The 14,764-nt window shown below is 66.2% G+C and carries 13 protein-coding genes and 2 tRNA genes; 6 read left to right on the top strand and 9 right to left on the bottom strand.

Annotated features, from left to right (window positions below):
• The first annotated feature begins 71 nt into the window (after positions 1-71).
• Positions 72-710, top strand: coding sequence for a TetR/AcrR family transcriptional regulator (locus tag ABDC78_RS26485; protein ID WP_347133233.1), 639 nt, complete (start codon positions 72-74; stop codon positions 708-710).
• Positions 711-713: 3 nt separating this feature from the next.
• Here the strand turns inward: ABDC78_RS26485 and ABDC78_RS26480 are convergent, their stop codons facing one another.
• From ABDC78_RS26480 to ABDC78_RS26470, 3 genes are all read right to left on the bottom strand, one after another.
• Positions 714-869: a DUF6131 family protein gene (locus tag ABDC78_RS26480; protein ID WP_178357002.1), complete on the bottom strand. Its 156-nt coding sequence runs from the start codon at positions 867-869 to the stop codon at positions 714-716.
• 36 nt (positions 870-905) lie between these two features.
• A complete protein-coding gene (locus tag ABDC78_RS26475; RefSeq protein WP_256735837.1) occupies positions 906-1,109 on the bottom strand; it encodes a hypothetical protein in 204 nt (67 codons plus the stop codon).
• Between the two features lie 84 nt (positions 1,110-1,193).
• Positions 1,194-3,020 (bottom strand): alpha/beta fold hydrolase, encoded by a 1,827-nt coding sequence (locus ABDC78_RS26470; protein ID WP_178357225.1) that lies wholly within the window; start codon positions 3,018-3,020, stop codon positions 1,194-1,196.
• A gap of 134 nt (positions 3,021-3,154) precedes the next feature.
• On the opposite strand from ABDC78_RS26470, the gene ABDC78_RS26465 reads away from it, so the two are divergent.
• The gene (locus ABDC78_RS26465; protein ID WP_178357003.1) at positions 3,155-3,976 is read left to right on the top strand and encodes an MmpS family transport accessory protein; all 822 of its coding nucleotides are present in this window, start codon (positions 3,155-3,157) and stop codon (positions 3,974-3,976) included.
• Here the strand turns inward: ABDC78_RS26465 and ABDC78_RS26460 are convergent.
• Complete coding sequence (locus ABDC78_RS26460) at positions 3,973-5,298, bottom strand: MFS transporter (RefSeq protein WP_178357004.1); 1,326 nt, start codon at positions 5,296-5,298, stop codon at positions 3,973-3,975. The two genes, ABDC78_RS26465 and ABDC78_RS26460, sit on opposite strands and share 4 nt — an antisense overlap.
• 25 nt (positions 5,299-5,323) lie before the next feature.
• On the opposite strand from ABDC78_RS26460, the gene cmrA reads away from it, so the two are divergent.
• On the top strand, positions 5,324-6,130 hold the full coding sequence (gene cmrA / locus ABDC78_RS26455) for a mycolate reductase (RefSeq protein WP_178357005.1): 807 nt from the start codon (positions 5,324-5,326) through the stop codon (positions 6,128-6,130).
• Positions 6,131-6,201: 71 nt separating this feature from the next.
• On the opposite strand, the gene ABDC78_RS26450 is transcribed toward cmrA, so the two are convergent.
• Positions 6,202-7,791 carry a helicase HerA-like domain-containing protein gene (locus ABDC78_RS26450; protein ID WP_178357006.1) on the bottom strand — a complete coding sequence of 530 codons (1,590 nt, stop codon included), beginning with the start codon at positions 7,789-7,791 and terminating at the stop codon, positions 6,202-6,204.
• A gap of 83 nt (positions 7,792-7,874) precedes the next feature.
• Here ABDC78_RS26450 and orn point away from each other — a divergent pair, with 83 nt between their 5' ends.
• The gene (gene orn, locus ABDC78_RS26445) at positions 7,875-8,522 is read left to right on the top strand and encodes an oligoribonuclease (RefSeq protein WP_178357007.1); all 648 of its coding nucleotides are present in this window, start codon (positions 7,875-7,877) and stop codon (positions 8,520-8,522) included.
• Between the two features lie 28 nt (positions 8,523-8,550).
• Positions 8,551-8,626 (top strand) — tRNA-His (locus ABDC78_RS26440).
• A 57-nt stretch (positions 8,627-8,683) separates the two neighbouring features.
• Here the strand turns inward: ABDC78_RS26440 and ABDC78_RS26435 are convergent.
• Positions 8,684-9,904: an Ig-like domain-containing protein gene (locus ABDC78_RS26435; RefSeq protein ID WP_178357008.1), complete on the bottom strand. Its 1,221-nt coding sequence runs from the start codon at positions 9,902-9,904 to the stop codon at positions 8,684-8,686.
• Between the two features lie 161 nt (positions 9,905-10,065).
• Here ABDC78_RS26435 and ABDC78_RS26430 point away from each other — a divergent pair.
• Positions 10,066-10,141: transfer RNA gene (locus ABDC78_RS26430), tRNA-Lys, on the top strand.
• 22 nt (positions 10,142-10,163) lie between these two features.
• Here ABDC78_RS26430 and ABDC78_RS26425 read toward each other — a convergent pair.
• From ABDC78_RS26425 to ABDC78_RS26415, 3 genes are all read right to left on the bottom strand, one after another.
• Positions 10,164-12,890: a CocE/NonD family hydrolase gene (locus ABDC78_RS26425; RefSeq protein ID WP_178357009.1), complete on the bottom strand. Its 2,727-nt coding sequence runs from the start codon at positions 12,888-12,890 to the stop codon at positions 10,164-10,166.
• Positions 12,891-13,032: 142 nt separating this feature from the next.
• Positions 13,033-13,716 carry an MspA family porin gene (locus ABDC78_RS26420; protein WP_178357226.1) on the bottom strand — a complete coding sequence of 228 codons (684 nt, stop codon included), beginning with the start codon at positions 13,714-13,716 and terminating at the stop codon, positions 13,033-13,035.
• A 133-nt stretch (positions 13,717-13,849) separates the two neighbouring features.
• Positions 13,850-14,227 (bottom strand): hypothetical protein, encoded by a 378-nt coding sequence (locus ABDC78_RS26415; protein ID WP_178357010.1) that lies wholly within the window; start codon positions 14,225-14,227, stop codon positions 13,850-13,852.
• Positions 14,228-14,764: the final 537 nt, after the last annotated feature.

Here is a 14,764-nt window from a genome sequence, read left to right as displayed (position 1 = left end):
ATGGTGACTAACTAGTGGTATGTTAATCACGATTAACTCTCGGTGTCCACCCTCGGCAGGAGGTTGCGTTTGTGACCGCGCAGAGTCTGCCGCAACCGGTCCCCCAGGCCTCGCGGCGCAGCAAGGCCAAGTCCGACCGTCGCGACCAACTGCTCAACGCCGCTGAGCGGCTGATGGCCGAGCACGGCTACCTTGCGGTACGCCTCGAGGACATCGGCGCGGCGGCAGGAGTGAGCGGACCGGCGATCTACCGTCATTTCCCCAACAAGGAAGCACTTCTGGTCGAGTTGCTGGTGGGGATCAGCACGAGGCTGTTGGCCGGTGCGACCGAGGTGGTCGGCAGGGCCGAAGATGCCGAATCGGCACTCGAGGGTTTGATCGACTTCCACCTGGACTTCGCTCTCGGCGAGTCGGACCTGATCCGCATCCAGGACCGCGACCTGGGCAATCTGCCGCCCGCCGGCAAGCGCCAGGTCCGCCGCAAACAGCGGCAGTACGTCGAGGTCTGGGTCGAGGTGCTGCGTCGGCGCGATCCCGACCTGACCGACAGCGATGCCCGTCTGATGGCTCATGCCACGTTCGGCCTGCTGAACTCCACGTCGCACAGCGTGAAACCAGGCATCACAAAAGCGGCCGAGGCCAGCTCGCGAACCGTCTTGAGAGCGATGACGGTCGCCGGGCTGACCTCGGCCGAACGACGGGGCGAATGACCGCTAGTACCAGGCCTTCCTGCCGCCAACCGGACGACCGACGGATCCGAGGATCCAGAAGACGGCCCCGATGACGAGCAGAACAACGCCGATGTACGTGAGTATCGCCATACCAAAGATGAGTCCCAGGATGAGTAGGACGGCGCCCAAGACGATCATGGTCACTCCTTTTCTTCGAGATGAGCAGTCAGAGGATTACTGACTGGGTTCTGGAACGTTGCATTCCGTGACTTGCGGATTGACACCCGCATAGTTCAGCGGTCCCGCAACGACCGTGAGCGCTATGGTCCCCGCGGTGGCGCAGTTCGCTTCGCCTCCCGTGAAGTAGTCCCGCTGGTAGGCGGCGAAAACGCCGATCAACAGCCAGACGAGCACTATGACCCCGAGTATGCCCCGCATGCCATGCCTCCTCCGTATGCACACCTCGCTGGTGCGCAGCAGAGTTTTACCCCGCAGACAATTTCGTAAACCTTTGCGGGCGTGTCAGGTCGCGAAAGCGTCGGTGAGCCAGGCGGTCATGGCCTTCAACAGGACCGCGCGGTTCTCCCGCTTGTCGATCTCGTGGCCGTCGTCGTCGAACAACAGCAACTCGGCCCGCCGTCCGAGTGCGGTGAGCGCGTCGTACATCTGCTCGGACTCACTCGGCGGCACGTTCGTGTCGTTGAGCCCGTGGACCAACAGCAGCGGCGCGGACACCGCGTGCGCGCGCGGAAGGGCCGACAGCTGCTCCAGCAGGTCGCGATCGCTGATCGGGTGACCGTACTTGGGATACGCCGCGGCAGCGATCCACTGCTCGGTGTTGCGGTACCAGGTGTTCAGATCGCTCATGCCGCAGATACTGATTCCCGCGGCGAACTCGTCCGGGTGAAACGCCAGCGCCGCTTGGGTCAGGTAGCCGCCGTAGGACCATCCGCAGCAGGCCACCCGCCCCGCCGGTGCATGCCCGTTGTCGACGAGGAACCGCACACAGTCGGCGACGTCGTCGATCGCGGCGAAGCGCCGCTCACGGTCGTCGGCGTGCATGAAGCTGCGGCCGAAGCCGCCCGACCCACGCACATTCGGCAGGAACACGCAGATGCCGGCTTCCAGCAGCGCCGGGAAGAACTCGTTGTAACCGGGCCTGCCCTGCCCCTCCGGCCCGCCGTGGAGGAAGAGCATCGCGCCGATCGTCTCGACGTCGGCCGGCGGCTGGAAGAGCCAACCCGTGAAGGTCAATCCATCACGCGCAGTGAGGGTCTCGAGAGTGGGGTCGGCCGAGAGCGGACCCCGGCTGAACTCCCGGTCCACCGGCTCCCACTCACGTGTTCGCGGATCGACCAACTCGACCGTGGGCGGTGTCGACGGACCCTCGACCGTCATGGCCAACATCGATCCGCCCGCGCTGATACTCAGTTCGCTGGCGACCATACCCGGGAGGGGGATCGGGTCGTGCAATGTGTTGTCCGCGTATTCCAGGATCTGTAACTCGCTGGCGCCGTGGATGTTCCACAGAATCGCCACCGTCGAGAGGTCATCGCTGACGGTGAACTCGTCCAGCTCACAACCGGGCCGTTCGGCCAACACGTGGTAGGAGACGCCGTCAGCGGTAGACGTCACCTCGAGCAGACGGGCATGCTCGGCGCCGTTCTCACTGCGCACAAGAGCCCGGACGTAACCTTCGGTGCTGTTGACGCCGTATTCCTTAGCCGGCTGATAGAGATTGAGGATCTCGCCCTCCGGACCGGAACGCAGCCGGCGCGGGCTGTGGTCGTCGAGGATGATTCCGGTGTCGGTGGTCGAACCGGGATCGTAGGGCAGCAGTGCGATTTCGGTGAGTCCACGCAACATGATCAGATCGCGGTAGCCCCGCGGACCGACACGCACCAGAGATGCTCCGGCCCAGGCGTCCACCAATCGGCCGCCGGAGCGGCGGTCCAGCACCGTCGTCGTTCCCCCGGACGGGTCGATCAGGCAGGAACTGCCGACACCGTCCTCGCCGGTCAGGATCGCCGCCACCAGCGTGCCGTCCCAGCCGATCAACTCGGCGGTGCCTTCCACCTCGGTGGGCCACTGATCGATTCTGCGTGCGTCCCGGTCATCGGGATCGGTTGTCACCACCCAGATCTGACTGCGGGTCCCGCCCTCGGGCGCCACCTGACATGCCAACCAGTAACCGTCGGCCGAATGCAGTACGCGGGTCACCGGGCCCTCCACCGGGAGTTCGACGTCACGCGAGGAGCTCGCCCGCCAACCGCGCAGGAACCTCTGCACCGCGCGCGGATAGCCGCCGTCGTCGACCAGATGGGCGAACGCGGTGGCATCCGGCGACATCGAAGCGCCGTAAACCCTGCGAACCTGCTGTGCCACGATGCTTGATTCTGCATGGTCCGCAGCCTCGGCGGGGTCTGGGCCTGGGATCGGCGCACTGAGCGGTTGCACAGGTACCCTGCAGCCATGAGGTGGGTATGACGGATCGCGGACGCGGGGAGAACCCGGGCGGGCGCGGACGTGACGAGCAGTGGAGCTCCCGCGCAGGTGAGGACCCTACACAGCAGTTCGGCTCCGGTTACTCCGGTTACTCCGATCCGGCGTATGCCAGCCAGGCTCCCTACGGCCCGCCTTATCAGCCACCCCCGACTCGTCCCACCGAACAGCTGCCCGCGTACTCGCCGTACGGATACGATCCGTCGGCGACGGGGCACTACGGACCGCCGTATCCGCCTGGGCACAGTGGCGAGCCACCGCAGCCCGACGGCCCGAAATCTCCCCGCTGGCTCTGGGTCGTCGCCGCGGTCGCGGTCCTGACCGTCATCGGTCTGATCATCGCGCTGGTGATCGTCAACAGCTCCCGGCAGGAGACAGTGGTCGCGCCGCTCCCCTCGCTGCCCGAGCCGAGCTTCTCCACGCCCACCACGACCTCGCGCGCACCGACCACGACATCACGGACCCCGTCGACACCTGTGCTGCCCGTACCGACGTTGCCGACTGCGCCGACCCGCACACCACCCACCGTCGAGGGCGCCACCGACACCGTCGTCTACACCGTCGACGGCGACGGGCGTGCGATCAACATCACCTATGTCGACACCGGCGGTCTGCTGCAGACCGAGTTCAACGTGATGCTGCCCTGGAGCAAGGAGGTGTCGCTGCCTCAACCCGCCGAGGGGTCCGCCAGCATCAGCATCATCAACGTCGGCCGGGAGGTGGCGTGCTCGATCACCGTGAACGGCGTTGCGGTGGAACAGCGCACCGGCGCCGGGCTGACCATCTGCGCCACGACCGGCTAGCCCCGGAAGCGGGTGTGTGGCGCCCGCACCCCGAGCATCGCCACCAGTCCCAGTGCCAGGACGAGAACCAGACCGGCCATGCCGGCGCGATCGCTGTCGAAGATGTCGATGAACAGTGAGAAGAGCCAGGGCGCAAGGAACGTCGCGGCGCGGCCCGCGGTCGTGTAGAGGCCGAACGCCATGCCTTCCTTGCCGTGAGCGGCCATCCGCATCATCAGCGTGCGCGCCGAGGACAGGATCGGGCCGATGAACAGGCACAGCATCAGCCCCAGGATCCAGAACGCCACCACCCCCGAGACCAGCATCAGGGTGATGCCGACGATGACCATCGACGTCAGTGAGACGACGATGACACGTTTGGCACCGAACCAGTCGTCCGCGTGACCGCCGAGGACGGCGCCCAGGGATGCGACCACGCAGGCCGCGACACCGAACAGCAGCACGTCGGCCTCGGACACTCCGTAGACGCTGACCCCCAGGATCGCCCCGAACGTGAAGATTCCGGCCAGCCCGTCCCGGAACACCGCGCTGGCGCCCAGGTAGTAGACGACGTTGCGGTCGATGCGCCATTGCTCGCGGATCTCGGTCCACAGGCGACGGTAGGCGCCGAGGAAGCCGACTCGATCCTGCGGTTCTTCCGCGTCGGCAGCGGGGGCCGAGATGAGCAGCGGAAGCGCGAAGAGCGCGAACCACGCCGCGATCAAGAGCATGGCCGCGCGCACGTTCTGGCCGTCGGCGACAGGCAGATTCAGCAGACCGCGGGTATCACCGCTGCCGGAGATGAAACCCAGGTACACCACGAGCAGCGCCAGGACACTGCCGAAATACCCGAGCGCGTATCCCATTCCCGATATCCGGCCGGAGGTCTCCGGCGTCGACAGTGAGCGGAGCATGGCGTTGTAGGGCACCGTGGCCAGCTCACTGCACGCCGCGGTGCAGGCGAGCAGCACCAGCCCCGGCCACATGTAGGTGTGGTCGTCACGGATCAGGCTCATCGATGCCGTCAGCAGCACCACCATCCCGGTCAGCACGGCGAGCGCGCGGCGTCGGCGCGCAGGGGCGTCCACCCAGATGCCGGTGACCGGCGCCAGCAGCGCGACCACCAACCCCGCAAGGGCCAGCGCCCGGCCCAGCCAACTCGCGGGGCTGGTGTCGCCGGGCAGGTCGTCGCCGACCGCCCGGGTCAGATACACCGAGAACACGAAGGTCACCACGATGGCGTTCACCGCGGTCGCGCCGAAGTCCCACAGCGCCCACGCCAGGACGCGAGACCGTGCGGCGGAGGCCACCGACGGCCGGACCGGAGACAGCGGCTCGCTCATGAACGCCCACGATATAGTCCGGCGCATGCCAGTACCCGCTCCCAGCACGGATGCCCGTGCGGTCGTCACCGGTGCGTCGCAGAACATCGGCGAGGCCTTGGCCGTCGAGCTCGCCGCTCGCGGGCACAACCTGATCATCACCGCTCGGCGCGAGGAGGTGCTGACCGCGCTCGCGGATCGGCTTCGCGCGCAGTACGGCGTGACCGTCGAAGTCCGCGCCGTCGACCTCGCAGATCCCGCCGGACGCGACGGATTGTGCGAGGAGCTGGCGACGCGCAACATCTCGATCCTGTGCGCGAACGCCGGTACCGCGACCTTCGGGGCGGTGGCCTCGCTGGACCCGGCCGAGGAGCGCAAGCAGGTGCAGCTCAATGTGCTCGGCGTTCACGACCTCGTGCTGGCGGTGCTGCCGGGCATGGTGGCGCGCGGCGCCGGCGGAATCCTGATCTCCGGATCGGCAGCCGGTAACTCGCCGATTCCGAACAACGCCACCTATGCGGCGACGAAGGCTTTTGTGAACACCTTCAGTGAATCCCTGCGGGGCGAGGTGAAATCGGCGGGTATCCACGTCACGGTGCTGGCGCCCGGGCCGGTCCGCACCGAACTCCCCAACCCCGACGAGCAGTCGCTTGTCGAACGGTTGATCCCCGATTTCCTGTGGATCTCCACCGAGTACACCGCCAAGGTTTCGCTGGACGGCCTGGACCGCAACAAGATGCGTGTCGTGCCCGGCGTCACGTCCAAGGCGATGTCCGCGGCCAGCGGGTACGCCCCGCGCTCGATCGTGGCGCCCATCGTCGGCGCTGTCTACAAGAAACTCGGCGGCGACTGACCCCGCCGAGACTGTAATCCCCGCGGGAACTTTCGCCTCAAGACCGCACGGAATACCGTTTCGGCGAGAGGTCAGCGGCGGCGCTTGCGCCGGCCCGTGCCGAAGATGCTGCGGGTGATCTCGCGGCCGATCACCGTGCCCGCCGAGCGCATCGCACTCTTGAATGCCGGGCTCTCCATCACCTTGTCGAGCAGGCCCGGCTCCGGCGGCTGCGCCGGGGCAGGCATCGGGGGCACATCGAAGGGCTCCGGCAGCGGCGGCAGTTGCTGCTCGGGGGCGGGCGCATTCACCGGTGGTGGGGGCGCCAGTTTGGCGGCCAGCCGCTCATAGGCCGATTCGCGGTCGATGGTCTGTCCGTACTCGGTCTGCAGCGGGCTGGTCGCAGCGGCCGCAGCGATGGCCTCGGGGCCGATCGTGTCCATGAGTGAGCGCGGCGCCCGCATCCGGGTCCACGCCACCGGCGTGGGCGCGCCCTTCTCGGACAGCACGGTGACCACCGCCTCGCCGATACCCAGCGAGGTCAGCGCCGACTCCAGGTCGTACACCGTGGTCTTGGGGTAGGTCCGCACCGTCTTCGACAGCGCCTTCTGGTCGTCGGGGGTGAAGGCCCGCAGCGCGTGCTGGACGCGCGCGCCGAGCTGGCTCAGGACGTTGTTGGGGACATCGGTCGGCAGTTGAGTGCAGAAGAACACCCCGACGCCCTTGGAGCGGATGAGCTTGACCGTCTGCTCGACCTGCTGCAGGAACGCCTTGGAGGCGTCGGTGAACAACAGGTGGGCTTCGTCGAAGAAGAACACCAGCTTGGGCTTGTCGACGTCACCCACCTCGGGAAGCGTCGTGAACAGGTCGGCGAGCACCCACATCAGAAATGTGGAGAACATCACCGGGCGGGCGGCCTGGTCACCGAGTTCGAGCAGGGTGATGATGCCCCGGCCGGACGCGTCGAGCCGCATCAGGTCGGCGGGCTCGAGTTCCGGTTCACCGAAGAACGTGTCGGCACCTTCGGCCTCGAGGTTGACCAGCGCGCGCAGGATCACCCCGGCGGTGGTGGTGGACACCGCGCCGAGCGCCTTGAGCTGAGGCTTGCCCTCGTCGCTGGTCAGGTACTGGATCACCGAACGCAGATCCTTCAGGTCCAGCAGCGGCAACCCCTGCTGGTCTGCCCAATGGAAGATCAAACCCAGCGTGGACTCCTGAGTCTGGTTGAGCCCCAACACCTTCGACAGAAGAATCGGTCCGAAGCTGGTGATCGTGGCGCGAACCGGGACCCCGACGCCGGATGTGCCCAGCGACAGGAACTCCACCGGGTACGCGGTCGGCGTCCACTCGTCACCGGTGTCGGTGGCGCGCTGGCTGATCTTGTCGCCCGCCTCACCCGGCCTCGACAATCCGGACAAGTCGCCTTTGACGTCGGCCATCAGCACCGGCACACCCGCTGCCGACAACTGCTCGGCGAGCACCTGCAGCGACTTCGTCTTTCCGGTGCCGGTCGCGCCGGCGACCAGGCCGTGCCGATTCACCGTGGCCAGCGGGATGCGCACCTTCGCGGTCGGATCGCACACCCCGTCGACGACGACGGCGCCCAGTTCCAGCGCCTCCCCTTCTGCGCTGTAACCTGCGGCGATCTGCTGTGCGGGAGAAGCTGTCTGCTCCGTGGTCATGCGACGAACCCTACTGGGACAGCACCGTGGGTAGGCGGGGTCCAAGCAGCCGTTTGTTGCACCACGGCTTACTGTTGAGCGCTGTGCGCGACGAACTTGTGTGGATCGACTGCGAAATGACCGGCTTGGACCTCAAATCCGACCTGCTCATCGAGATCGCGGTGCTGGTGACCGACTCCGACCTCAACGTCCTCGGAGATGGCCTCGACGTGGTGATCCACGCCGGGGACGACGCGATGTCGTCGATGGTCGACGTGGTGGCGACGATGCACAAGAAATCCGGGCTGACCGAAGAGGTGCGGGCGTCGACCACCGATGTGGCCACCGCGGAGACGATGGTGCTGGACTACGTCCGGACCCACGTTCCGCAGGCCAAGACCGCGCCGTTGGCCGGTAATTCGATCGCGACGGACCGCGGGTTCATCGCCCGGGACATGCCCAAGCTCGACGACTTCCTGCACTACCGGATGATCGATGTGAGCTCGATCAAGGAACTGTGCCGTCGCTGGTACCCGCGGATCTACTTCGGCCAGCCGGAGAAGGGTCTGGCCCATCGGGCGCTGGCCGACATCCACGAGTCGATCCGCGAGCTGCGCTACTACCGGCAGACGGCGTTCGTGGCACCGCCCGGTCCGTCGACCAGCGATATCGCCGCAGTCGCCGCCGAAATTCGGACATCTACCGCAGCGGACGAGTCGACCAATTCGGCTCCGGAGGGTTCCAACGGCTAGTATCGACGACGCCGCACACGCGGCAATGGTGGCTGTAGTTCAGTTGGTAGAGCACCAGGTTGTGATCCTGGGGGTCGCGGGTTCAAGTCCCGTCAGCCACCCCACTACAGCGAAGCGCCGCCTACTCACGTAGGCGGCGCTTCTGCGTTCAGGGAGCCACGTCAGATGTTGGCGTTGCCCGCTTCCCACTGATCCCAGGGGACGTTCCAGTCGCCCAGGCCGTCGGTGCCGGGCAGGGTGGACCCGACGGTGTTGACGATCTCGACCACGTCACCCCGCTTGGAGTTGTCGTAGAACCACTGGCCGTTGCTGGTGCTCACGTTGATACAGCCGTGACTGACGTTGCTGTAACCCTGACTGCCCACAGACCACGGCGCGGCGTGCACGTAGATCCCGCTGTAAGAGATCTGGGTGGCCCAATCGACCTCGGTGCGGTACCCGTTGGGCGAGTTGACCGGAACCCCGTAGGTGGACGAATCCATCACCATCTCGGCCCGCCGGTCGCCGACGATGTAGACGCCGTTGTTGGTCGGGGTGCTGTTCTTGCCCATCGACACCGGCATGCTCTTGATGACCTCGCCGTTGCGGCGCACTGTCAGCGTCTTGGTGCTGTCGTCGACGGTGGTGATCACCGCGTCGCCGATGGTGAAGCGGGTGGAGACGTTGTCCTGACCGAACAGGCCGTCGCCGAGGTCCACGCCGTAGGTGTTCACGGCGACATCCACCGTGGTGCCGGGCTTCCAGTACTCCGCTGGGCGCCAACGTACTTCGCGGTTACTCAGCCAGTAGAAGGCGCCGTCGACGGGCGGGGAGGTCTTGACGGTGATCGCACGCTCGGCAGCGATCCGGTTCGGGATGTTCTCGTCGAAACGGACGGCCACCGGCTGACCCACACCGACGACCTCGCCGTCGTTTGGCAGCACGTACGGCATGGTCAGGTTCTCGGGCGAATGCGTTTCGAACGTCATCTGCCGACTCGTCGCGCCGCCGAGACCGAGCGACTGCGCGGTCAGCGTGTACCGCTTGTTGTACCCGAGCGGCTCCGCGGTCTCCCACGTCAGCCCGTCCTCGGACAACTCACCCTCGACGGCCTGGCCGTCCTCGTTGACCATCGACACCGCGCCCAGGACGCCGAACTCGGCGCTCACGGCCACGGGCGAGTCGACACTCACACCCACCGCACCGTCCTGGACCGACGAGGTCAGCTTGGGCACCAGCAGATCACCGAAGGGGGTGCCCTTATCGGTGATCACCTGCGGCTGGGGCGGTTCAGAACCTCCGCCGCACGCGGTCAGGGCCAGCGCAATAGCCGGAACCAGTGCAGCGGCCACCAGCCAGCCTCGGCTCCGCCGTCCACGGGTCCCCGTGTTGACCTGCGACATACTCCGCTCCACCTCACATCAAGATTGATCGAACACGCAACGCGTTGACGCTCAGTCTACGGTCAATCGGTACTGGGAGTGCGCCAGCGACATCGTCCCCCGGAGCCGCGCGGACGTGGTGATTTCTTCCAGTGCCGACGGCCTGTTAGTCTCTCACACGCGCGCCGTTAGCTCAGTTGGTAGAGCAGCTGACTCTTAATCAGCGGGTCCGGGGTTCGAAACCCTGACGGCGCACCACCAAGGCTTCGCGGCGGTCCGGTCAGGCCGCCACCGCATCCGCCGACAGCTCGTCCAAGGTCGCCATCGCCGCGCCGCCGACGGTCGGCAGCACGATGTTGATGCCGTCGACGTCGATGAATCCCACCTGGAAGAGGTTGAAGTACGGCGTCGCCGAACCCACCAGCTGCAGGGTGAGCCTGTCCCCCGGCTCCATGGTGTAGGCGATCTGTTCCATGGCGATGGTCACGGTGTGGGTGCGGCCGTCGAGTGTCACCGGTATCGGCGTGACGAGGTTGCCGAGGACCAGACCGGAGTCCTCGTCGACGAGTTGCGCGTAGATGTGGCGACTGGTGCCCAGTCCTGAGTAGCTGAACGTCAGTTCGGGGGCGCCGACGATCTCGGTGGTGCTGTCCGGGCTTGTGATCTCGACATTCAGCGCCAGCCAGGCATCCGAGGCTACGGCCGGAGACAGAATCGCCGGTGTGGGCGGCTGCGTCTGCGGCCCGGAACCACCGAGCAGCGGGATGATGGGCAGGAAGCCGCCGACGCCCTCGGTGACCAGAGGCTCACCGTAGAAGGCCGGGTCGGAGGGCAGCGAGTCCGAGAAGTGATAGTCGCCGTTCTGGTCGAACCACTGGAACCTCGGCCCGGTCGGAACCAGTTCGTTTGCGTTGACGTATTTGTCCAGCCAGGCCAGCGTCGTGTTCATCAGCCGCGGTTCCTGCAGTGGGTTCAACGGATCCAGGCAGATCCCGTGGCCGCCACATGCCCAGATCATCTCCACTGGAACGCCGTTGGCATCGAGTAGCAGCGCGTTGGTCACAGACTGCGCCAAAGTGAACAATCCGTCGACGGTGCCCTGGATGATCAGCGTCGGGGCCGTGATGTTACTCACCAGCACCGTCGGGCCGCTGCTGGCCAAAATGGCCTGCTGGGTCTCGGTGATCACGCCCAGGAGGTCGCCGAGGATGACGGCCGGATAGATCTGCGAGTTGATCCGGGCGCCCGCCTCCAGCAGATCCAATGCCAGCAGCGTCCCCCATCCGGACTTGAAAGCCGCTGTGGGATAAAGGGCCTCGATCAGTGAGTTCCAGGCGATGACGGGGACGATCGCTTCGATGCGATCGTCGATCCCCGCGGTCACCAGCTGTATGCCGCCGCCGTAGGAGCCGCCGACCATGCCCATCGTCGGATCCCCGGGTGCGTCGAGTTGCGTCTCCGGCCGGTTCGCGACCCAGTCGATGATGTGCTGGACATCGCGACCCTCGAAGAACGGATTGTCCAGCTGCAGCACCCCGCCGGATGCGAATTCGCCACGGGGGTCCCAGGTCACGACGTTGAAGCCGGCGTCGCGCAGCGGCACCAGACCAGGCACCAGCCCGAACACGATCGTCTCGGAGGCCGGGTCGATGTTGCCGGCGCTTCCCAGCCCCGGTCCGTTCAGCACGGTCGTCGCGGTCTCTCCCGCCCCCAGCTCGGACGCCGGGAAGAAGTTGGTGCTGATCTGCGTGCCGTCGAAGGAGGTCACCATCGTGGTGAACGCGACCGGGGCGCCGACGGGTACCAATTCGCCGACGTTGACGTCGAGCTCGGCGAACACCCGGTAGCCGATGATCGGCTGCAGAAGGGCGCCGAGGATCGGCACCTGCTGCAGGCCCAGCACGACGGGTTGGACAAAATCGCCGAGTACCGGCACCAGCTCGAGCAGCGCCACCAGTGCGGTCTTCTGGCTGACCATCACGGTGAACTGCTCGGTCCCGCGGGATTCCACCACGGACAGGTCGGGCAGGAAAGAGAAGGTGCCGTCGGCGTCGAGAGTCACCTTTCCGCCCTGATCCGGCCCGTCGACGAGCGTGTAGATCAACGGCCTCCCGTGCGAGTCGGTGGCGCCGACGTCGCCGTAGATCACGCCGTTGGTGAAGTCGAACGTCGGATCGACCGTGATGGGACCGCTGGACAGGAGTTGGTCCCGACGTGCGGCCGCCGCCATCGCCCACTCCAGTGGCGAGGTCATCGGCGGCGCGGTCGGTCCGTCGCCCGCGAAGGGGTTCAGCCCCCCGATCACCAGACTCTGAACCGAACTGGACACGGGCGCGGCGACGGCCACCGGTGCGGCCGCCTCTGCAGTAGGAGTCGAATCGGTCGGCATCCGACCCGCCTGCACCTCCGGGCTGGCCAGCCATGCCTGGGCCTGGGTCTGGGTTTGATCTGTCGTTGGTTCCTCGGCCACCGCGGGATCGACATCGGGTTCGCTGTGGGTGCGTTTCTCGGCCGCGGATTCGCCCGTCACGTTCTCCGACCGCGTCGTCCGCCCGTCGGCTGGGTCGCCGGCGACGCCGGGTTCCTCGTCCAGGGGCTGACCCCCGGTCGCTTCGTCGTCGACGATGCCCGCGCCTCGAACGTCGTCGACGGCGTCGCCGTCCTGGGCGTCGTCAAGGTCATCGTCATCGTCATCGTCATCGTCATCGTCATCGACGTCGACGTCGTCGGAGTCGACGTCGTCAGGGCCAGGGTCATCACCCTGCGCTTCGTCGGCACTGTCTCCGTCCGACGCTGCTCCTTCCGACGCCTCGCGCACGGAACCCTTCCGGCTGTTCGCCGGACCCGACGAGTCATCGCTGTCGGCGGAGCCCTGTGAGGACGGGTTCGACTCAGATCCGGACGGGGCCTCCGCGGAGGCGACGCCGTAACCTGAGAAGACGGCCGTGCCTATGCCGATCGCCACTGCGAGTCCACCGACACGACCGACATAACGGGCAGCGCTCATGGTTTCCCCCTGGGGGCAGACGAGACACAGAGAAGATAGCCCCGGCCGTCACCCGGAAGTCGATGAATCACCGGATATCTGCCGCCAGAGGGTCTTTGGGCGACCGCTCTGTTCTCTGGCAATCAATCCGGTCCTCGCGGCGCTAGACCTTTGTCGTCTCCCCGTAATACGCCAGGATCGCGTCGGAGACGTCGGTCGAGCGGGTCAGGACCGCATACGAACGGATGAAGGACTCACCGACACAGCCATCGATCTTGATCCGGAATCCGTCGACCATGACCCAGGGCTCGGCACCGGTGAACTCCTTCTCGGTGATCGGCACGATGTTGATGATCCCGGGCTTGAGTCCGATTGTGATGCCACCGCCCAGATTCCCGGCGACGCCGGGGAGGATGCCATCCGGGAATGGCCCGATGGTGTCGACCCCGAGGATCCCGATCGACGGGGTGATCCCCGCCGTTCCGGTCAGCGACACGCCGTTGGACGTGCTCATGTCGATGCCGCAGCCGATCTGATAGCCGACCTCGAGCACACCGCGCGGCGGTTCGTCCTCGGCCGGGCCGGTCATGGATCCGGTGTAGGTGCCGCCGACCTCGTATTCGCGCGTGGACAGAGCCGTGGTCAACGGCGGGATGTGGCGCTGGGTTTCATCCCTCGCGCCCATGGTCAGCGTCCATCCATCGGGGGATGTGGTCGTCACCGGTGGTGGGGACAGCACTGCGCCGTCGGGAACCGGCACCGCCCCTTCCGGGGCACCGGGCACCGCGGCGGCGGCTTCTGCGACGACGGGTTCGGCACCCGGCTCAGCCGATGCAACCGGCGTCATGAGCGCGCCGGTGAGCAGGCAGCCGACCGACAACACGAGGGGACGGATCACGACACACCCCCTTCTCCGTTATCAGGACGTGACGTGAAGGGAACTTACAGTGTCTAGATATTTCGTAAGCGAGCGGTGGGCTTCAGCGGGTACCGGGGCCGGTCTGACCCAGCAGCGGGTTCGCCGCCCCCGCGCCACCGCCCTGCGCCGCGTGTTCCCGCTGATGCTGCTGGATCGCACTCATCAGGGGGTTGCCCTTCATCAGCTGACGGCGATCCTCTTCGGATAGCTCATAGAAGGTCCACATCCCCCACGCCGCAGGACGTACGTAGAGGGTGACCTTCTGCCGCTTGCGGGTGTTCTGCGGCAGCATCGCCGGTATCGGCACCACCCGGTCCAGCGTCACCGCGCTGACGAGTTCCGCGGCGAGCTGGTCGACGTCGGTCAAATCCTGGAGTTCGTATACCGATGACTGGTGACTGGGCTGCGCCGGGCCTTGCAGGGCGAGAAACCACGCCATGGTGCGTCTCCTTTGCTCGTCGTGGAACAGCGCCAGCGTAGAGGAACCGGGAATCCGGGTCACCCGCGGCGTCGCCCCGAAAGACACTGCGGCCTCGCCTCTCGGGCCGGTGTGCAAACTTTAGCCAATTTACGGTCATGCAAAATTTTGTTGGATTTGCACCACACACGTTCGAGCTGTGCTAGAACTCACAACCGAGGGCGTGTCACCAGGGAGTTTGTGTCATCAATGGCGGTCGCGACGATTGCCAGGATCACAAGATCGGTCGCGGTTGCGCTGGGTGTATGCGCAGATCAGTGCTAAGGTGCTGTTAGCTGACAAGCGCCACACCCCTCGGGTACAGGGCGCAGAGTACGAATTGAGGAATTAGCTGATGTCAAGCCTGGGCGAACCGGTGGCATCCGGTGCCGACCGCGTCGACGTCGCTTCGAGCGTAGCTGCGCAACTCCCCGTGATCGTGCACTCCTGCAACCGCCTGGGCCGCGTGGCGAATCCGCCGGGATTCTCCTTCAGCGACTGGTTCCGGCCAGGCCGCCG

The sequence above is a fragment of the Mycobacterium sp. DL genome, from assembly GCF_039729195.1.
GTDB lineage: Bacteria > Actinomycetota > Actinomycetes > Mycobacteriales > Mycobacteriaceae > Mycobacterium > Mycobacterium hippocampi_A.
Note: the sequence above shows the minus strand (reverse complement) of the source record. Positions and strands in the feature narration are given on the sequence as shown.